Source organism: Arhodomonas sp. KWT2 (genome assembly GCF_041949875.1).
Classification (GTDB): domain Bacteria; phylum Pseudomonadota; class Gammaproteobacteria; order Nitrococcales; family Nitrococcaceae; genus Arhodomonas; species Arhodomonas aquaeolei.
This window is the reverse complement of sequence record NZ_JBHFPQ010000049.1, coordinates 460311-479406: the sequence shown is the minus strand read 5'-3', so window position 1 is coordinate 479406 and position 19096 is coordinate 460311. Positions and strand designations below refer to the sequence as shown.

At 68.0% G+C, this 19096-nt stretch carries 19 protein-coding genes; 10 read left to right on the top strand and 9 right to left on the bottom strand.

Annotated elements, in window-relative coordinates; translation table 11 throughout:
• Nucleotides 1-54 precede the first annotated feature (54 nt).
• Both ACEZHJ_RS14630 and ACEZHJ_RS14625 read left to right on the top strand, forming a co-directional pair.
• Nucleotides 55-750, top strand: coding sequence for an ABC transporter permease (locus ACEZHJ_RS14630; RefSeq protein ID WP_018716893.1), 696 nt, complete (start codon nt 55-57; stop codon nt 748-750).
• Complete coding sequence (locus ACEZHJ_RS14625) at nt 747-1442, top strand: ABC transporter permease (RefSeq protein WP_018716892.1); 696 nt, start codon at nt 747-749, stop codon at nt 1440-1442. Before ACEZHJ_RS14630 ends, ACEZHJ_RS14625 begins: the two co-directional genes overlap by 4 nt.
• Before the next feature lie 73 nt (nt 1443-1515).
• Here ACEZHJ_RS14625 and ACEZHJ_RS14620 read toward each other — a convergent pair whose 3' ends face one another.
• Nucleotides 1516-2124, bottom strand: coding sequence for a GNAT family N-acetyltransferase (locus ACEZHJ_RS14620; protein WP_018716891.1), 609 nt, complete (start codon nt 2122-2124; stop codon nt 1516-1518).
• Between the two features lie 161 nt (nt 2125-2285).
• Here ACEZHJ_RS14620 and ACEZHJ_RS14615 point away from each other — a divergent pair, with 161 nt between their 5' ends.
• The 5 genes from ACEZHJ_RS14615 to ACEZHJ_RS14595 all read left to right on the top strand — a co-directional run bounded on the left by ACEZHJ_RS14615 (nt 2286) and on the right by ACEZHJ_RS14595 (nt 6214).
• Nucleotides 2286-3365, top strand: a complete 1080-nt coding sequence (locus ACEZHJ_RS14615) for a PA0069 family radical SAM protein (protein WP_040409193.1) — start codon at nt 2286-2288, stop codon at nt 3363-3365.
• A gap of 73 nt (nt 3366-3438) precedes the next feature.
• On the top strand, nt 3439-3843 hold the full coding sequence (locus tag ACEZHJ_RS14610) for a DnaJ family domain-containing protein (RefSeq protein ID WP_018716889.1): 405 nt from the start codon (nt 3439-3441) through the stop codon (nt 3841-3843).
• A 118-nt stretch (nt 3844-3961) separates the two neighbouring features.
• A complete protein-coding gene (locus ACEZHJ_RS14605) occupies nt 3962-4618 on the top strand; it encodes a hypothetical protein (protein ID WP_018716888.1) in 657 nt (218 codons plus the stop codon).
• Nucleotides 4619-4675: 57 nt separating this feature from the next.
• Nucleotides 4676-5092 (top strand): DUF2721 domain-containing protein, encoded by a 417-nt coding sequence (locus ACEZHJ_RS14600; RefSeq protein WP_018716887.1) that lies wholly within the window; start codon nt 4676-4678, stop codon nt 5090-5092.
• Between the two features lie 21 nt (nt 5093-5113).
• A complete protein-coding gene (locus ACEZHJ_RS14595) occupies nt 5114-6214 on the top strand; it encodes a GGDEF domain-containing protein (protein ID WP_018716886.1) in 1101 nt (366 codons plus the stop codon).
• A gap of 8 nt (nt 6215-6222) precedes the next feature.
• Here the strand turns inward: ACEZHJ_RS14595 and ACEZHJ_RS14590 are convergent, their stop codons facing one another.
• From ACEZHJ_RS14590 to ACEZHJ_RS14560, 7 genes are all read right to left on the bottom strand, one after another.
• The gene (locus ACEZHJ_RS14590) at nt 6223-6702 is read right to left on the bottom strand and encodes a hypothetical protein (protein ID WP_018716885.1); all 480 of its coding nucleotides are present in this window, start codon (nt 6700-6702) and stop codon (nt 6223-6225) included.
• A 90-nt stretch (nt 6703-6792) separates the two neighbouring features.
• Nucleotides 6793-7758 carry an alpha/beta fold hydrolase gene (locus ACEZHJ_RS14585; RefSeq protein WP_084594054.1) on the bottom strand — a complete coding sequence of 322 codons (966 nt, stop codon included), beginning with the start codon at nt 7756-7758 and terminating at the stop codon, nt 6793-6795.
• 70 nt (nt 7759-7828) lie between these two features.
• Nucleotides 7829-10582 carry an aconitate hydratase AcnA gene (gene acnA / locus ACEZHJ_RS14580; protein ID WP_018716883.1) on the bottom strand — a complete coding sequence of 918 codons (2754 nt, stop codon included), beginning with the start codon at nt 10580-10582 and terminating at the stop codon, nt 7829-7831.
• A gap of 184 nt (nt 10583-10766) precedes the next feature.
• Entirely contained in the window at nt 10767-11384 is a 618-nt protein-coding gene (gene hflD, locus ACEZHJ_RS14575) for a high frequency lysogenization protein HflD (RefSeq protein WP_018716882.1), read from the bottom strand.
• A complete protein-coding gene (gene mnmA / locus ACEZHJ_RS14570; RefSeq protein WP_375036658.1) occupies nt 11371-12429 on the bottom strand; it encodes a tRNA 2-thiouridine(34) synthase MnmA in 1059 nt (352 codons plus the stop codon). The genes hflD and mnmA overlap by 14 nt, the downstream gene beginning before the upstream one ends.
• Before the next feature lie 119 nt (nt 12430-12548).
• Nucleotides 12549-13001, bottom strand: a complete 453-nt coding sequence (locus tag ACEZHJ_RS14565) for an NUDIX hydrolase (RefSeq protein ID WP_018716880.1) — start codon at nt 12999-13001, stop codon at nt 12549-12551.
• Entirely contained in the window at nt 12994-14013 is a 1020-nt protein-coding gene (locus tag ACEZHJ_RS14560) for a LysR family transcriptional regulator (RefSeq protein ID WP_018716879.1), read from the bottom strand. Before ACEZHJ_RS14560 ends, ACEZHJ_RS14565 begins: the two co-directional genes overlap by 8 nt.
• A gap of 425 nt (nt 14014-14438) precedes the next feature.
• Here ACEZHJ_RS14560 and aceA point away from each other — a divergent pair, with 425 nt between their 5' ends.
• The 3 genes from aceA (at nt 14439) to clpA (ending at nt 18691) form a co-directional block, all read left to right on the top strand.
• Nucleotides 14439-15734 carry an isocitrate lyase gene (gene aceA / locus ACEZHJ_RS14555; RefSeq protein ID WP_018716878.1) on the top strand — a complete coding sequence of 432 codons (1296 nt, stop codon included), beginning with the start codon at nt 14439-14441 and terminating at the stop codon, nt 15732-15734.
• Nucleotides 15735-15995: 261 nt separating this feature from the next.
• The gene (gene clpS, locus ACEZHJ_RS14550) at nt 15996-16316 is read left to right on the top strand and encodes an ATP-dependent Clp protease adapter ClpS (RefSeq protein WP_018716877.1); all 321 of its coding nucleotides are present in this window, start codon (nt 15996-15998) and stop codon (nt 16314-16316) included.
• 101 nt (nt 16317-16417) lie between these two features.
• Nucleotides 16418-18691: an ATP-dependent Clp protease ATP-binding subunit ClpA gene (gene clpA / locus ACEZHJ_RS14545; protein WP_018716876.1), complete on the top strand. Its 2274-nt coding sequence runs from the start codon at nt 16418-16420 to the stop codon at nt 18689-18691.
• A gap of 81 nt (nt 18692-18772) precedes the next feature.
• On the opposite strand, the gene infA is transcribed toward clpA, so the two are convergent.
• A complete protein-coding gene (gene infA / locus ACEZHJ_RS14540; protein ID WP_026320895.1) occupies nt 18773-18991 on the bottom strand; it encodes a translation initiation factor IF-1 in 219 nt (72 codons plus the stop codon).
• Nucleotides 18992-19096 lie beyond the last annotated feature (105 nt).

Genomic DNA, 19096 nt, shown 5'->3' with positions numbered 1-19096 from the left:
TCCGACGCCCCGGGCCGCCGGCGGCGGCCCGGGCAGCTGCTTGGGACCCCCTTGATGCCTGAACTGCAGGGATTCGGCGCCCAGCTTGCCGCCGGCGCGTGGGTAACCACCCAGGTGGCCGTGTACGCGATGGCGGTGGCCGTCGTGCTGGGCCTGCTCGGCGCCCTCGCCAAGGAGGCACCGGTCGCGCCGCTGAGATGGCTGGCTAACCTCTACACCGGCATGGTCCGCGGCCTGCCGGAGCTGCTGGTCATCCTGCTGGTCTATTTCGGCTCGGCACGCCTGCTCACCACCGCGGCCGGATGGTTCGGCCACAACGGCTATGTCGAGCTCTCGGCCTTCGCGGCCGGCGTGGTCGCGCTCGCCTTCAACTACGGTGCCTACCTGACCGAGGTGTTCCGCGGCGCGCTGCACACCATTCCCCGCGGCCACGTCGAGGCCGGGCTCGCCCTCGGGCTCGGACGCCGCCGTATATTCCGGCGCATCGTCCTGCCCCAGGTCTGGCGCGTGGCCCTGCCGGCGGTGGGCAATATATTCATGTCACTGCTCAAGGACACGGCGCTGGTGTCGGTGATCGGGATCGAGGACCTCATGCGCGAGACGGCCCTGGCGGTCGGTTACACCAAGGAACCGTTCACGTTCTACCTCGCCGCGGCACTGATCTACCTGGGCCTTACGGCGGTGGCGACGCTGGTGATACACACGCTCGAACGCCACACTAGCCACGGAATGCGGACGCTGTCGTCATGAGATGGTCGGTCATTCTGGAAAACCTGCCGCAGCTTCTGCACGGGGCCTGGCTGACACTCGAGCTCGTGCTCGTCTCCGGCGTTCTGGGGCTCGCCATCGCGGTGCCCATGGCGATCGTACGGTGCTCACGCTTTGCCTCCGTGCGCGCCTTCCCGTGGGTGTATATCTATTTCTTCCGCGGCACGCCGCTGCTGGTGCAGATCTTCCTGGTCTACTACGGGCTCGGGCAGTCGCCATGGGTCCGGGATTCGCTGCTCTGGCCGGTGCTCAGCCAGGCCTACTGGTGCGCGATCATCGCGTTCACCTTCAACACCTCCGCCTATACCGCGGAGATCCTGCGCGGGGCGATCCAGGCGGTGCCGGAAGGCGAGGTCGAGGCCGCACGCGCGCTGGGTATGGGCCGGGTCGTGACCTGGCGGCGGATCGTATTGCCACGGGCCTTCCGGATCGCGCTGCCGGCCTACAGCAACGAGGTCATCCTGATGCTCAAGGGCAGTGCGCTGGCGAGCACGATCACGCTGCTTGATCTGACCGGCATGGCCCGCACCATCATCGCGCGGACGTATACGCCACTGGAGATCTTCCTGGCCGCGGGCGTGCTCTACGTGCTGATCACCTTCCTCATCCTCGGCGGCTTCCGCCTCGTCGAGCGGCGCCTCAACCGCCACCTCCGGCCCCGCACCGGTCATTAGTCTTCTCAGCGGTACTGTCGATTGTGAGGGCGCCTGCACGGTCGCACCGGCGCGGCCGCCGGCCGAGGGCCGCTCATGCCGGGATCGGCACGTGGGGACCCGCCTCACGGGGTACGAGTCCCCGCAGCCGGGGGTCGGCGACCCATTCGTCATAGGTGTCGAAGACCCGGAAGCCGACGCGCTGGTAGACCGCCAGCGCGTCCGGGTGATCCTCGCTGCAGGTGTGCAGCCATACCCGCCGGACCCAGGGCTCCGACCAGGCACGCGCGACGGCGGTGCGGAGGAGCAGCCCGCCCAGCCCCCGACCGGTCTGACCGGGCGCGAGACCACAGTAGGCAATCTCCACGCTCCCGGCCTCCCTATCGCGGGCGTCGAGCTCCACCAGCCCGGCGGCCTCGCCGTCCACGGTCAGGCGCAGGATGGTGGTGCTCGGTGCCTGCAGGTAGGCCCCGATCTCCGCCGCCGTCGCCTCCAGCCGGCCGTACCAGAGCCAGGGATCGCCGACGCGGTGGAACAGCGCCAGGTAATCGACAAGGGCCGGGGCCGGCCATTCCGCGATGCTCGTCCCGACCGGCACCGGTCCCGGCCCGCGTTGCGGCGGCGAGCGCATTTCCAGGCAGTGCACGCGGGAGGTGAAGCGCCCGTTGGCCGGGTCGAAGCGGCGGTGAAAGGTGTCGGACATGGTCGAGTCGTCTCGTCAGCCGGACCCGTGGTGCGGAGCCCCCGGGTATGAGAACCTATGGAGAACAGTTGTCGGCGCCGCGCCAGTCGGGCGACGACGCGGAGTTTAGGGTCACCGTGAACGTATGGCCAGCTACGGGCCGGAACCGAATGGAGGCGATCATGCCGGCGCACCGCACGGATGGACCGCTCAAGGGACGGGGGAGCTTCACCAACCGCGCTTCCCGCTTCAGTGCCTGGCAGAGCGAGGTGTTCGACGACGGGTGGGACAGCGCCGAACCGCCGCCGCAGCGGCTTCCGACCCGGATCCTCGACGATCCCAGCCGCTCGGTGGTGAGCTGGAACACATCGCCGGACATCCCCTTCGATCGTTCCGTGAATCCCTACAAGGGCTGCGAGCATGGCTGTCCGTACTGCTATGCGCGCCCCACCCACGCCTACCTGGACATGTCGCCGGGACTGGACTTCGAAACGCGGGTCCTGGCCAAGCGGGACGCGCCCGCGCTGCTGCGGCGGACGCTGGCGCAGCGGGGCTACACTCCCGCGCCCATGGCCCTCGGCGCCAACACGGACCCGTACCAGCCGGCGGAACGTCGGCTGGGGATCACCCGGGGCGTCCTGGAGGTGCTGGCCGAGGCCCGCCACCCGGTGGTGATCGTGACCAAGTCGGCCCTGGTTGAGCGCGATCTGGACATCCTCGCGGAGATGGCGGGACGGAACCTCGTGTCCGTGCATCTGTCCATCACGACACTGGACCGCGACCTCGGGCGGCGGATGGAGCCACGGGCGGCGGCACCACAACGCCGCCTCCGGACCCTGACGGCGCTCACCGAGGCGGGGATCCCGGCAGGAGTGCTCTTCGCGCCGGTGATCCCGGCGCTGAACGACGCCGAGATGGAATCGGTGCTCGCGCAGAGCAGCGACGCCGGCGCGGTATCGGCGGCCTACGTGCTGCTGCGCCTGCCCCGGGAGGTGGAAGGGCTGTTCACGGAATGGCTCGAGGCCCACTATCCGGACCGCGCGGCACATGTGCTCAGCCTCGTGCAGCAGATGCGCGGCGGGTCCAGCAACGATTCGCGCTTCGGCTCGCGGATGCGCGGGACTGGGGCGCATGCCGACGTCATCGCTGCGCGTTTCCGTGTCGCCGCGCGACGCCTGGGCCTCGACGGCGGCGGCCCGGTGCTCGATTGTGCCGCCTTTCGCCCGCCGCGTGAGGACGGGCAGTTCGACCTGTTTGGCTGAAGCGGGGTCGCCGGTGGGCTGCAACTCCGCTAAGGTGGTCGCCGGGCATCGTCGCGATGCGGGAGGAACACGCATGGACCCGATGGAACAGCTTGCCGAGCAGCGCATGCGCGAGGCGCAGGCCCGTGGCGAGTTCGAGGGACTGCCCGGCGCCGGCGGGGCGTTGCCGCTGGACGACGACCCGCTGATGCCGGAGCACCTGCGTATGGCCTACCGCGTGCTGCGCAACGCGAACTGCCTGCCGCCGGAGCTCGAGCGACGTCGCGAGATCAACCAGCTCGAGGAGCTGCTCGCACACGTCGACGATGCCCACACGCCGACGGCGCGCGAGGCGAGGCGGCGGCTGACGGCCCTGCGCCAGCAGGTCGAGGCGCAACGCGGAGGTACCGCGCCCCTGTGGGCGGACCCCGCTTACCAGTCGCGCCTCGCCGAGCACATGGCACGTGCGCGGCATACCCCCGGAGACGGCGGCGATTGACAGGAAGGTGCGGGGCATTGCTAGTGTCTCTGCCTCGGCGCGCGGCGCCGTGATCGGGTTTCACAGATGCACGCGGACGGTGCCTTACCGGACATCCGCAAACGAGGCTAAGAGCACTATGCTGAAATCGAAGCGCTTCACCACCCGCCAGGGCCTGATCGTCGGTCTGCTCGCCGGCGCACTGGCGGTGACCGCCCCGGCCATGGCCCAGCAGAACGGCAATGGCGAGGGTAACGGGGGCGGCCAGGCGGCCCAGCAGAAGGCGGCCCAGCAGGGCGGCAAGCTGGTCGAGTCGCGGCTCAAGGTCCGCAAGCTCAGCCAGAAGCTCTCCAAGATCCGCCAGTCCGCGATCAAGAACAATCCGGACCTCGCCAAGCAGCGGGATGCGCTCCGGCAGTCGGTCAACGACTCCATTCGCTCCAGCGGCGTCGATCCCAAGAAGGATGTCGCGCGGCTGCGCGAGATCGCGAAGAAGCTGCGCGCCGGCGACGTCAAGGGCGAGGAGCAGAAGGCCCTGACCAAGGAGTACCGCAAGAAGCGCGAGGCGCTCCTCGAGGCCCGGCGCAAGGCGCTGTCGAACGAGGATATCCAGGCGTCCCAGAAAAAGTTCCGCGATGAACTCCTGGCGGCCATGAAGAAAGAGGACCCGAACACCGAGGACCTCATCAAGCAGTACAACGCGGCCCAGCGTGATCTGCGTAAGCGCATGCGTGATGCGGCGGCGGCCCAGAAGAAGGGGGGTGGCAGCGGCCAGCCCCAGGGCGGCGGCCAGTAGCCACCGGCGTTTCCCGGCCGCTGTCCGCGGGCGGCGGCCGGGGGTATAGTTGGCCCCATGGAACTCTCCCTGGCCACGCCATCCCTCCTGTTTCCCGCCATTTCGCTGCTTCTGCTCGCTTATACGAACCGGTTCCTCGGCCTTGCGGCCCTCATTCGGGAGCTGCAGGCACGTTATCGCAGCGAGCAGAGCCACAGCGTACGCCGGCAGATCGATAACCTGCGGCGGCGGGTGATGCTGATCCGGCACATGCAGGTCGCGGGGGTGACGAGCCTGTTCCTGTGCGTGCTGTGCATGTTTCTGATCTTCGCCGCACAGCCGGGACCTGCAAAGATCGCGTTCGGGGTGAGCCTGTGCGCGATGATGGTCTCGCTGGGGCTGTCGCTACGCGAGATCTGGATCTCCATAGACGCGCTTAACGTCCAGCTCGGGGACCTGGAATCGGATGAGCCCGTACGGTCGGATGACGGCTGACGGGCCCTAGAGGTGGCGGTGATGACGACGCTTGGTGTGATCCCCGATCACGATCCTTTCCAGCGCCTTCGCGTGAAGCGCTTCCTGATGGCCGGTCTGGTCTACGCCACCGCCATCGGGGTCAAGGGGCTGTACGTCCATCAGGGGCTGCTCGACTGGCGTCCGTGGCTGGGCATCTCCGCCGGGATCCTGGTCTTTAACGCGGTGATCTACGCGATACTGCGCAGCGGCCGTAACGAACGTCTGCGCGATCCGAGTATCACCGGCGTGCAGATGGTGGCGGCCTGCGTGTTCATGACCCTCAGCCTCTACTATGTGTCTGGGGCGCGCGGAGCGCTGCTGCTGCTTTACCTGATCCTGCTGATGTTCGGGGTCTTCCGCCTGCGCAACTGGCAGTTCACGACCGTGGGCGTGCTGGCGATGGGGTGTTACGGCGCGGTGGTGGCGCTGCTCATGCACACCCGGCCATGGGCGATCGATCCCCGCGAAGAGGTCCTGCAGCTGATCGCACTGGCCGTGATGGTGCCCTGCGGCGGCTTTTTTGCCGGCTACGTGGACGGGCTGAGGCGGCAGCTCAAGCGCCAGCAGATCGAGCTTCAGCGCGCCCGCGAACGGGCCCATGACCTGAGTGTCCTCGACCCGCTCACGGGACTGAGCAACCGCCCTACGGTCATCAACGCGGTCGCCGAGGAGGTCCGCCGGGGGCTGCGCCTGGGACAACCGCTGTCCGTGGTAATGGTGGATCTGGACGGCTTCAAGGCGATCAACCGGGAGTACGGGCACGATACCGGCGACGTGGTGCTCCGGCGTGTCGCGGACGCGCTGCGCGACAAGCTGCGTGCGATCGACACCGTCGGCCGGTACGGCGGTGAGGAGTTTCTCGTCGCGCTCCCGGACGTCGCCGAATCGGAGGCGCTGGAGTGGGCGGAGACGCTGTGCCAGCGCGTTAGCGGCTGCCGTTTCCAGGACCTCGCGCCCACGATCCGGCTGTCTGCGTCCGTCGGCGTCGCCTCGCTGAAGGACGACGACGACACGTGGACGCTCATCGGACGGGCCCGCGCTGCCGCGGACGCTGCCCACGAGGCGGGCGGCGACCGGGTCGTTACCCCCGGCGGCGCCTGACCGGGCGTTCAGCCACGGTCCGCGGTGGCGCCGGTATGGCTCTTCGCCAGGCGCCGCCACTCGCCGGCGCTCAGGGTGTCCTCCGCCGCGTCCAGCAGTTCCTGCTCCTCCCGGCGTAGCTGCTCCCGGGTCACGGTGATGAATCGCTCGCCGAGAGTCGGGAGCCGGTCGCGGGGGATGACGATGTCCTCCTCGATATCCTCGAGCTGCTCGAGCAGCGCCTGACCGCACTCCAGGACCCGCTCCGCCGCGCGCCGGAGGGCCTCGGCACGGCCGTTCCCTTCATGGGCGGCCAGACAGCGGGCAAGGGCCTGGGTCTCGTGCACGTGATGCGGGAGTAGCGCCTGAACCAGCGCAAGGGTGTCATCGTGCAGGGCGCGGGCGTCCGGATGGTCGGCGGCGTGAAAGGCCGCGAGGCCGCGCTCCAGGGCGTCGAGCCGCTCGCGGATAGCCGCCTGCTCCTCGCGAAGCTGATGCAGGAATCCCATAGTCCGCCTCCGTCACTGCATGGCGTGGCCCGGGTCCTGAAGTCTAGCGTCCCGGCCGGCGACCGCGGCCTACGGATTCGTGTTCTGTGATCACCTTGGCGACGGTGACTCCGGCCGCCGACGAGCGGCGGACACTGCCTCCGAGACCGCGTCCGCGCTCGCGCGTTGCCAGCCGAGTGCGAGGTGACCGCTCGGCACGATCCGGTGGGCGCACGCGCCTGCGGGCAGTGCGCTACGCCAGGGGCTGACGAGCTCGTCGTGGCTCGCCGCGACCGCGGTCAGGGGCAGGGCGCCCGGCGGTGCCACGCGCTCCAGTTCCGCCAGCCAGGCGCTACCGGGGCGCATCTGGCGGGCGTTCTTCCCGGGGCCGAACCGGGCCAGACGGGTGCCCCCGTGGGGCGTGCCCAGCGTCACCATGCCGATAACGGCGTCGCCGCCGCCGGCGGCGAGACAGGCGCGGGCGGTCAGTCCGCCCATGCTGTGACCAACAAGCACGACGGGCCTCCCGGGATACCGGGCCCGGACGTCGCGCAGGTGCGCGCCGAGGGCGTCGGCCTGTTCGTCGATGCCTCCGAACGCCGGCTCCAGGGTCGGCGGCGGCACCACCGCCAGGCCCCGGCGGCGCAGGCGCAGGAACATGGGTAGCCAGTAGGTGGCCGTGGCGCAGTAGCCGTGCACGAGGACCACGGCCGGCTCGTCGCGGTCGCCGGGTGACGGCCAGCGGCACCTGAGGAGCAATCCGGCGCAGAACGGCTGGAGGACGCTGTGGGTGAACGTGAGCGCGAGCCACTCGCCAACGCCGGCGCGAAGCCCGGCGGCGAGCCCGGTGCGCGGCGCGGGACGGTCATCCAGCGTGCGGGCGAGGGTGCGGGAGAAAGCGACATAGCCCGCGCGACCGGCGAGCGCCAGAGAGATCGCCACGGCGATGGCCACCGGCCAGTGGACGCCGGCGCCAAGCAGCAGCACCACGAGCAGGACATGCCCCAGGAATTCGCCGGCGAGCAGGCGGCGTTCCAGCGAGGCCATGGGCAGGGCGCGAGCGTTCGCTGTCTTCATGACAAGGAAAAGGCCCGGACCTCCGCGGAGGGCCGGGCCTGGTCGTCACGTCATGCCTTACCCGGCCGGGTCAGGCCGCGTGACCGTTCTCGGCGAGCTGGCGAAGCACGTAGTGGAGGATGCCGCCGTTGCGGTAATACTCCCACTCGGTGGGCGTGTCGATGCGCACGTCCACCTCGAACTCCGTGGTCTTGCCGTCGGCGCCGCGGGCGGTGACCTTCACGGTCTCCGGCTCGTTCTCGACGCTGGCGATGTCGAAGACCTCCTCGCCGGTGAGGCCGAGGCTGTCGGCACTGTCGCCCTGCTTGAACTGCAGCGGCAGGACGCCGAAGCCGACCAGGTTGGAGCGGTGGATACGCTCATAGCCCTCGGCAATGACCGCCTGCACGCCGAGCAGGCGCGTGCCCTTTGCCGCCCAGTCACGGCTGGAGCCGGTGCCGTATTCCTTGCCCGCAAGCACGACCAGCGGGGTGTCCGCCTCCTTGTAGCGCATGGCGGCGTCGTAGATGCTGGTGCGCTCGTCCGTGGGGAAGAAGGTGGTCCAGCTGCCCTCGGTGCCCGGGGCGAGCTGGTTCTTCAGCCGCACGTTGGCGAACGTGCCGCGCATCATCACCTCGTGGTTGCCGCGGCGGGAGCCGTAGCTGTTGAAGTCCGCCGGCACCACCCCCTGCTCCTGGAGGTACTTGCCCGCCGGGCTGTCCGGTTTGATCGCACCGGCCGGGGAGATGTGGTCGGTGGTGATGGAGTCGCCGACCTTGACCAGGCAGCGCGCGCCGCTGATGTCGCCGAGACCGGCGGGCTGCATGGCCATGCCCTCGAAGTAGGGCGGGTTCTTGACGTAGGTCGACTCCGGCCACTCGTAGATCTGACCCTCCGGCACCGGGAGCTTCTGCCAGGTCTCGGAACCCGCGAACACGTCGGCGTACTTGTCGCGGTACATGGTCGAGTTGATCTTGCTCTCGATGAGCTCGGAGATCTCGCGCTGGGACGGCCAGATGTCCTTGAGATAGACGTCGTTGCCGTCCTTGTCCTGACCCAGCGGCTCGCGGTCGAGGTCCTTGGCCATGGAGCCGGCGAGGGCGTAGGCGACGACCAGCGGCGGCGAGGCGAGGTAGTTGGTACGCACGTCCTGGTGGATCCGGCCCTCGAAGTTGCGGTTGCCCGAGAGCACGGAGGAGACGACCAGGTCGCCCTCGCGGATGGCGTTCTGGATCGGCTCGGGCAGCGGGCCGGAGTTGCCGATGCAGGTGGTGCAGCCGAAGCCGACCACGTTGAAGCCCAGCGCCTCGAGGTGCGGCATCAGCCCGGCATCCTTGAGGTAGGCCGGCACGACCTGGGAACCGGGGGCGAGGGAGGTCTTCACCCAGGGCTTCGTCGTGAGACCGAGCTCGTGCGCCTTCTTGGCCACCAGGCCGGCGGCGACCAGGACCGCGGGGTTGGAGGTATTGGTACAGGAGGTGATCGCGGCGATCACCACGTCGCCATGCTTGAGCCAGTGCTTCTCGCCGTCGAGCTCGAACTCGACCGCGCCGGCCTCGTGCCAGTTCTCGTTGCCCGGTGCGGCGTGGCCGCCCTCACCCTCGAAGCGGGCGACGTCGCCGTTCGCCGGCATCGCGTCGTGGGCCTCGAGCTCGTTCTCCAGCGTATCGAGGAAGGCGCTCTTCGCGTCGGTGAGGGCGATGCGGTCCTGGGGACGCTTGGGGCCGGCGATGCTCGGCACGACGTCGCCGAGATCCAGCTCCAGGGTATCCGAGTAGTCGGCCTCGCGGGCACCGGTCTCGCGCCACAGGCCCTGGGCCTTGGAATAGGCCTTGACCAGCTCGACGGTCTCGGCGTCGCGCCCGGAGAGCTCCATGTAGCGGATGGTCTCGGCGTCGATGGGGAAGATGCCGCAGGTCGCGCCGTACTCCGGGGCCATGTTGCCGATGGTCGCCCGGTCCGCCAGGGGCAGGTTGTCCAGGCCGTCGCCGTAGAACTCGACGAACTTGCCGACCACGCCCTTCTGCCGGAGCATCTGGGTGACCGTGAGCACCAGGTCGGTGGCGGTGGCGCCCTCGCGGAGCGAGCCGTTGAGCTTGAAGCCGATGACCTGCGGGATGAGCATCGTGATCGGCTGGCCAAGCATCGCCGCTTCCGCCTCGATGCCGCCGACGCCCCAGCCGAGCACGCCGAGGCCGTTGATCATGGTGGTGTGGGAGTCCGTGCCCACCAGGGTGTCCGGGTAGGCGAGGGTGCGGCCGTTCTCCTCCTTGGTCATCACGCCCTTGGCCAGGTACTCGAGGTTGACCTGATGGACGATGCCGGTGCCCGGCGGCACCACACGGAAGTTCGAGAACGCCTTCTGGCCCCAGCGCAGGAACTTGTAACGCTCCTCGTTGCGCTTGAACTCGATCTTGGTGTTGAGATCGAGGGAATCCGGCTTGCCGAAGTGATCGACCATCACCGAGTGGTCCACCACCAGGTCCACCGGCTCCAGCGGGTTGATCAGGTTCGGGTCACCGCCCAGCTCCTGCATCGCATCGCGCATCGCCGCGAGGTCCACCACCGCAGGGACGCCGGTGAAGTCCTGGAGCACCACGCGTGCGGGCGTGAAGGCGATCTGGTCGGACGGCTCCGCCTTCGCCTGCCAGTTGAGCACGGACCGGACGTGATCGGCGGTGACCGCCTCGCCGTCTTCCTTGCGCAGCAGGTTCTCGAGGAGGATCTTCAGCGAGTAGGGGAGGCGGTCGACGTCGTGCTGACCCTTGAGGGCGTCGAGGCTGTGGATGTCGTAGGTTTTCCCGCCGACCTCCAGCGTGGATTTTGTATTGAAGCTGTTGCTCATTTTACCTCCCAGTGCGAGTGCGGGCAGTCAGCCCCGCGGCTTCGGCCTTGTCTCCCTGCCGTTGCCGGGCGGTGATGCACTGCGTGTCCATTGGATGTGCTAGCTCAAAGCGCAGGCTATGATACACGAGGAAAGTATTGATGTGGCAGTGCGGTAGCGCCATCGGCGACACACCCGTGCGCGCTCAGGTGGTCGCCAGGGCCTCGCGCGCGCGCTCAATGAGGCGGTGACGGGAGCAGACCAGCCGCCAGCGGCTGCCGCCGGTCTGACGCCACAATGCGGCGGCGCGTAACGCACTGAGCAGCAGGGCGCGTATCGCCGCGGCGTTGCGGCCGTCCTCCAGGTGCGCGCGCTCGCCCTGGACCATGATCCGGGGCCGCAGCGTGCTCACCGTCTCGGAGTATAGATCGCCCAGATTGTGGAGGACGTTGTCGTGGCGCACCGAGCCGAAATAGCTCGCCTGTTCCGCCGCGGTGCGCAGTCCGGAGACGACCCGGGGGAAGCGCCGGCGGTCGCTGGAGAGCCGGCGCTCCAGATGCAGGACGGTGACGAGATAGCGGGTGAGCTGGGCCTCGCGGGGTGCGCTGAGCTGTTCGACGAGCAGGCGCAGGCCCGGATAGAGGGCCTCGCGGCCGCCGTAGAGATCCGCCACGCCCCCATCCATCGTCCCGAGCAGGCCCCGCAGGCAGGGCTCCATCCGCCTGGGGTCAGCGTGGCCGTGGGCGGCTATGGCGCGTACCTGCTCCAGGGCCTGGAGAATCCCGGCAAGGGCCAGCACCTGATCCATTTCACGCGACGCCACGCACGACCTCCGGGGTGTTGCCGGCGAGGCGTTCCTGGATGATGCCGCCGCCCAGGCAGCGCTCACCGTCGTAGAAGACCGCGGACTGCCCGGGCACCACCGCGCGCTGCGGTGTCTCGAAGGTGACACGGACGGTGTCGCCTTCCGGGGTCAGGCGACAGGGCTGGTCGGGCTGGCGGTAGCGGGTCCTGGCGGTGCACCGCAGCGGTCCCGCCGGGCCTTCCCCGTCCACCCAGCAGAGCTCGCCGGCACGCAGGCCGGTGCTGAGCAGCAGCGGGTGGTCGTGGCCCTGGCCGACGATCAGCCGGTTGCCGGTCATGTCCTTGTCGACCACGTACCAGGCCCCGTCGCCGTGCCCGGCGCGCCCGCCAAGGGCGAGGCCGCGGCGCTGGCCAAGCGTGTAGAAGGCCAGGCCCTGGTGGCGGCCGACGACCTCGCCGTCCGGCGTGACGATGTCGCCGGGGTCGGTGGCGATGTAACGGGCCAGGAAGGCGCGGAAATCGCGCTCGCCGATGAAGCAGATCCCGGTGCTGTCCTTCTTGTCGAAGTTGTCGAAGCCGGCGGCCTCGGCGCGCTCGCGAACGTCCGGCTTGGTCATCCCCGCCAGGGGAAAGACGGCGGCGGCGAGGCGTTCCTGATCCAGCGTGTACAGGAAGTAGCTCTGATCCTTGTTGCGGTCGGCCGCGCGCAGGAGCGTATGGCGTCCGTTCGCCTCGCCGATGCCGGCGTAGTGCCCGGTGGCGACGCGGTCGGCACCGAGCCGGCGTGCGTGATCGAGGAACGCCCGGAACTTGATCCGCTGGTTGCACAGGATGTCCGGGTTAGGGGTGCGCCCGGCGCGGTACTCGCGCAGGCAGTGGGCGAAGACCTCTTCGCGGTAGGCGGCGGCGAAGTTGGCCTGATGCAGCGGGATGCCGAGCTCGTCGCAGACCTGCGCGGCATCGGCGAGGTCCTCGGCGGCGGTGCAGTGGGTATCGGTGTCGTCGTCCTCCCAGTTCTTCATGAACAGTCCCTCGACGCGGTGCCCCTGCTCGAGCAGGGTCAGTGCCGCGACCGCGGAGTCCACGCCCCCGGAGAGGCCGACGATGATGCGCTCGGAAGTCATCTGGGGATCTTACTAACCCGGCACTGCCGCTGACCACCGCCCCGGGCGCCGGCCGGCACCTATGCCAGGTCGCTGAGGAGTTCCAGGGGGTGGAGCGCGCCGCGCAGGTAATCCTCGACACAGCGGCCGACCATGGGGCTGCGCCAGCGCTCACGTGCCGCGGTAACCTCGCCGGCGGTGAGCCACACCGTGCGGTGGATGTCCGGGTCGAGGGCCCGATCGCGATCGTGACTGACGACCCGGGCGGCGAACGTCGTGCGCAGAAAGGTCCGGTCCCGCTCCGGGTGGCGCCAGCGGTAGATGCCGACGATGCCCGTAGGCTCGATGACCCGGGCGGTCTCCTCCAGGGTCTCACGGCGCACGGCATCGACCAGACCTTCTCCGGGCTCGAGGTGGCCGGCGGGCTGGTTCAGCCGCATGCTGCCGTCCACGGACTCCTCGACGAACAGGAAACGGTCGCCGTCGGCGATGACGGCGGCCACGGTGACGTGGGGATGCCAGCGTTCAGTCATTGTGGGGCGGCGCCTCCAGGTCGTCCGCGGAGACGAAAACGTTCTCGCTGACCGCGGGGGCGGGGTTCGCGCGCAGCGCGCTCTCGCCGGCGAAGAAGTCCGGTTTCATCAGCTCGATGAAGCGCCGCGCCTGGGCCGAGAGGAACTTGCCCCGGCGCGTCATCACGCCGTAGGTGCGGCGGGGAAAGATGTCCGGCAGCGGGCGTACGGCGATGGCCTCCTCGCCGGTGAGGCAGATATTGCTCGCGATGGCGATACCGAAGCCGAGCTCCACGTAGCGCTTGATGATCTCCCAGCCGCCGACCTCCAGGCGGACGTGATAGGGCACGCTGTGCTGTTGGAACACCAGGTTGATCAGTCGCCAGGTCGTCAGCTGCCTGGGGGGGACGATCAGCTCGCCGTCCGCCAGGTCCTCGAGGCTGATGACCGACTTCTGGGCGAGGGGGTGATCCAGCGGCGTGATCAGCGACAGGCCGTAGGAGTAGACCGCGCGGTAATTGATGTCGTCCGGGAGGTCGAGCATGGAGCCCACGGCGAAGTCCACCTCGTCCTGGCGGATGGCCTGGCAGAGCTCCCGGCCCTGGAGGTTGTGGAGCTTGACGTGGACCTCGGGGTACTGCGCCATGAACCGCCGGATCAGGTCCGGGAGGATATAGAGCGTGGTGCTCTCGCCGGCGGCGATGTCGAGCCGTCCGGCGTGCAGGCTCTGGCTGCGTGCGGCGAAACGCTCGGGCAGGGCGTCGACGCCCTCCACCAGCGGCTGTGCGAGCTCGTAGAGCGTCTCTCCGTCCGGCGTCAGCCGTATCCGTGGGCCACGGCGCTCGAACAGGGTTATCGCGAGCTCCCGCTCCAGCGCCTGGATCTGCAGCGATACCGAGGGCTGGCTGAGAAACAGCCGTTCCGCCGCCTTGGAGATACTGCCGGACTGGGCGGCAAAGCAGAACGCGCGTAGCTGCTTGATGCGGTTGTGCTTGTAATAGATGCGCCCGATGCTGTCCGGCTCATCCGCCACGTTGATACCTCGCGAGCATAATGATTGGAATTTCCAATATTGAATATTGTTGAAATAGGGTTGTCAAATGTTGCGTCGCGGCATTATGCTCCAGATCAGCATCCCGGGCCGTGGGGCTAAAGATTGAGGCGCGGGATGCCGGTGCCACCAGGGGCCGACGGGCTTGAGGCACGACCACACTGTGGCGTGCCGACATGGCCCCAGGTGGAGAGTCGCCCGGGCCGGGATCCGGCGCGGGCGGCAGGGCCGTCCGTCTTCGGGAGGCGTCCGTGTCGATCGATGAGAGGCGCACAGTCTAAAGCGTCCCATGGCCAGATCGTACCGGCCAGACGCCGGTCAGGACGCCGTATCCCCCGGAGACACGAAGCTGACGACCTGTACTTGCAGGGGCCTGCGAAGGCCCCGTCAACGGGAGGCGAAGACAGATGAGTGACAAACAGACTGCGATCCGCGAACTCGAGCGCGAGTGGGCGGAGAATCCGCGCTGGAAGGGCATTACCCGTCCGTACAGCGCCGAAGACGTGGTGCGACTGCGCGGCTCCGTGCAGATCGAGCATACCCTGGCCCGCCTGGGTTCGGAGAAGCTCTGGAACCTGATCCAGCAGGACGACGACTACGTCAACGCGCTGGGTGCGATGACCGGCAACCAGGCCATGCAGCAGGTCAAGGCCGGTCTCAAGGCGATCTACCTCTCCGGCTGGCAGGTGGCGGCGGACGCCAACCTCGGCGAGACCATGTACCCCGACCAGTCCCTGTACCCGGTGAACTCCGTGCCGTCCGTGGTGCAGCGGATCAACAACGCGCTGCTGCGCGCCGACCAGATCACCACCGCCGAGGGCGATGACAGTGTCGACTGGCTCGCGCCGATCGTGGCGGACGCGGAGGCCGGCTTCGGCGGCGTGCTCAACGCCTTCGAGCTGATGAAGAGCATGATCCGCGCGGGCGCCGCCGGTGTGCACTTCGAGGACCAGCTCGCGGCGGTCAAGAAGTGCGGCCACATGGGCGGGAAGGTGCTCGTGCCGACCCAGGAGGCCGAGCAGAAGCTGGTGGCCGCGCGTTTCGCGGCGGACGTGATGGGCGTGCCGACCCTGGTGGTGGCCCGCACCGACGCCCTGGCGGCGGACCTGATCACCTCCGACATCGATGAGCGCGACCACGCCTACATCACCGGTGAGCGTACCGCGGAGGGCTTCTATCGCACCCGCGCCGGCGAGGAACAGGCGATCGCCCGCGGTCTCGCGTACGCCCCGTACGCCGACCTGATCTGGTGCGAGACCGGCAAGCCGGACCTCGGCTTCGCCAAGCGTTTCGCCGAGGCGATCCGCAAGGAGTACCCGGACCAGCTGCTGGCGTACAACTGCTCGCCGTCGTTCAACTGGCGGGGCAACCTCGACGAGGCGACCATCCGCAAGTACCAGAACGAGCTCGCGGCGATGGGCTACAAGTTCCAGTTCATCACGCTGGCCGGCTTCCACAGCCTGAACTACTCCATGTTCACCCTTGCCAAGGGCTACAAGGAGCGTCAGATGGAGGCCTATTCGGAGCTCCAGGAGGCGGAGTTCGCCTCCGAGAAGGACGGCTACACCGCCACGCGCCACCAGCGCGAGGTGGGTGCCGGCTACTTCGACCTGGTCACCCAGGTGATCCAGGGCGGCACCTCCTCCGTGACGGCCATGACCGGATCGACCGAGGAGGAGCAGTTCAAGACCGCGGCGAAGTAGACCGCGGCGGCGAGCTGCCCGAACGGGGCCCGGTGCCGGTCAGGCACCGGGCTTTTTTTCGTCCCTGTTATCGTATGACCAATGCCCGTCGCGCCATTGCGAGGTGCATGGCGGCCGGGGACAGCCGCGCCCATTGATCGCGTTAATATAGGCTCAGCGCCTACCTGCGGCTTGCGTCGGCGTTGGTTACCCCGCCGGGACCTTTTAAAATCGACCCTCAGGGCCCATATCACTCGACCAGAAAGGCAGGCATGAATATCGATGAGTGAGCCGAACGATCCGCGCAAGGAAGGAGACGTCTCGGTCGAGGAGGCGCGCCCGAAGCTCAAGCGGCCGCCCCTCTACCGGGTCGTGCTCCTCAACGACGACTACACCCCCATGGACTTCGTGGTCGAGGTGCTGCAGACGTTCTTCCGCATGGATCGCAGTCAGGCCACGCAGGTCATGCTACACGTACATACACGGGGCAAAGGCATCTGTGGGGTGTACAGTCGGGATATCGCGGAGACCAAGGTCGAGCAGGTAATGGACTATGCCCGGACCCACGAACACCCATTGATGTGCACCATGGAACCGGCCTGAATGGGAACCGCGTGCCGAGTGCCCGGTCCAACCGATCGAGTACCGGCTTTTTCGCCACGGCAAAGCCAGGCCCTGGCACGAGGGCAATCGGGTGAGGGCGCATGTTGAGCAAAGAACTTGAGTTTACCCTGAACCTCGCCTTCAAGGAGGCGAGGGACAAGCGGCACGAATTCCTTACGGTGGAGCACCTGCTGCTGGCACTGACGGACAACCCGGCGGCGCTCGAGGTGCTGCGGGCCTGTGGTGCCGATCTCGACCAGCTCCGCGACGAGCTGGAGGCCTTCCTGGACGAGACCACGCCGCTGCTGCCGCCGGAGGATACCCGCGAGACCCAGCCGACGCTGGGCTTCCAGCGCGTACTCCAGCGCGCGATCCTTCACGTGCAGTCCTCCGGGCGCAAGGAGGTCACCGGGGCGAACGTGCTCGTGGCGATCTTCAGCGAGCAGGAGTCCCAGGCCCTCTATCTGCTGCACAAGCAGAACATCTCGCGGCTCGACGCCGTGAACTACATTGCCCACGGTATCTCCAAGGTGCCGGGCGAGGAGGGTGCCGGCGAGCCGGATTCGCCGAAGGAGGACGAAGAGGAGACCGTGCAGGAATCGTCCCAGAAGACCCCGCTCGAGAGCTTCGCCACCGACCTCAACGCCCGTGCCCGCCGCGGCAAGATCGACCCGCTGATCGGGCGGCGTCACGAGATCGAGCGCACGATTCAGGTGCTGTGCCGGCGGCGCAAGAACAACCCGCTGTTCGTGGGCGAGGCGGGTGTCGGCAAGACCGCGATAGCGGAGGGCCTGGCGCGTCTTATCGTCGAGGGCGACGTGCCCAGCGTGCTCGAGGACGCCAAGATCTATGCCCTGGACCTCGGCGCCCTGGTGGCGGGTACCAAGTATCGCGGTGACTTCGAGAAACGCCTCAAGGGGCTGCTCGCGCAGCTGCACAAGGAGCAGCACGCGATCCTGTTCATCGACGAGATCCACACCATCATTGGTGCCGGTGCGGCCTCCGGGGGCGTGATGGACGCCTCCAACCTGATCAAGCCGATGCTCGCCAGCGGCGAGCTCAAGTGCATTGGCTCGACCACCTATCAGGAGTACCGCAGCATCTTCGAGAAGGACCGGGCCCTGGCCCGGCGTTTCCAGAAGATCGACGTATCCGAGCCGACGGTCCAGGAGACGGTGCAGATCCTGCGCGGACTCAAGGACCGCTTCGAGTCACACCACGGGGTGAAGTACACCCAGCCGGCCCTGGAGGCGGCGGCGGAGCTGTCCGCACGCTACATCACCGACCGGCGTCTGCCGGACAAGGCCATCGACGTAATCGACGAGGCGGGCGCGAACCTGCGGCTGCTGCCGCCGTCGCGGCGCAAGAAGACGGTGGGAGCGTCGGATGTGGAGACGATCATCGCCAAGATCGCCCGAATCCCCCCGAAGCGGGTCTCGAACTCCGACATGCGGATGCTCGAGCACCTGGAGCGGGACCTCAAGCGCAATATCTACGGCCAGGACGAGGCCATCGATACCCTGGCGGCGACGATCAAGACCTCACGCGCCGGGCTGCGGGACACCGGCAAGCCGGTGGGCTCGTTCCTCTTCGCCGGTCCGACGGGCGTGGGCAAGACCGAGGTCACCCGCCAGCTCGCCGAGCAGATGGGTATCCACATGGTGCGCTTCGACATGTCGGAGTACATGGAGCGTCACGCGGTCTCGCGGCTGATCGGTGCCCCCCCGGGCTACGTCGGCTTCGACCAGGGCGGGCTGCTCACCGAGGAGGTGATCAAGCACCCCCACGCGGTGGTGCTCCTCGATGAGATCGAGAAGGCCCATCCGGACGTATTCAACCTCCTGCTGCAGGTCATGGACCACGGTACGCTCACGGATAACAACGGCCGTCATGCCGATTTCCGCAACGTGATCCTGGTGATGACCACCAACGCCGGGGCCGAGGAGCAGAGCCGTCGATCCATCGGGTTTACCACGCAGGATCATGCCAGCGACGGCGTGGAGGCGATCCGCCGGACATTCACGCCGGAGTTCCGCAACCGCCTGGACGCGATGATCCAGTTCAACCCGCTGGCCCCGGCTGTGGTCGAGCAGGTGGCGGAGAAGTTCATCCGGGAGCTGCGTCACCAGCTCGCGGAGAAGAAGGTCACCGTGGACGTTACCGACAACGGGCGGCGATGGCTTGCGACCCAGGGCTACGATCCGAAGATGGGCGCGCGGCCGATGGCCCGCCTCATCCAGGACCGGATCAAGCGGCCGCTGGCGGACGAGCTGCTCTTCGGCCGGCTCACCAACGGTGGCCACGTCGCCATCGACGCAGACGAGGGTACCGACGAGCTGCTCTTCGAGATCAGCGAGGCGGTGGTCGAGGAGTAATCAGGCGACGGGGAGTCGCCTTACAGGGTGTCGCCGCCGGAGCCTGTCCGGCGGCGACCGCGGTGATCGGCGAGAGGCGGGTCAGCGGGCGCGGTAGACGATACGTCCCTTGTTGAGGTCGTAGGGGGTGAGTTCCACCGTTACCTTGTCGCCGCGCAGGATCCGGATGTAGTGTTTTCGCATCTTACCGGAGATATGCGCGGTAACCTGATGACCGTTCTCCAGTTCGACGCGGAACATGGTGTTCGGGAGCACGTCGATTACCGTGCCGTTCATCCGGATGTTGTCTTCTTTCGCCATTCAGCCTCTACTCTTGTTGCCCGACAACGCCCCGGGCGGACGTGCGCCATCGGAGCTGATCTAAACCCCTAATGCTAGCGAATCCGGGGCCTACCCTCCAAGTGT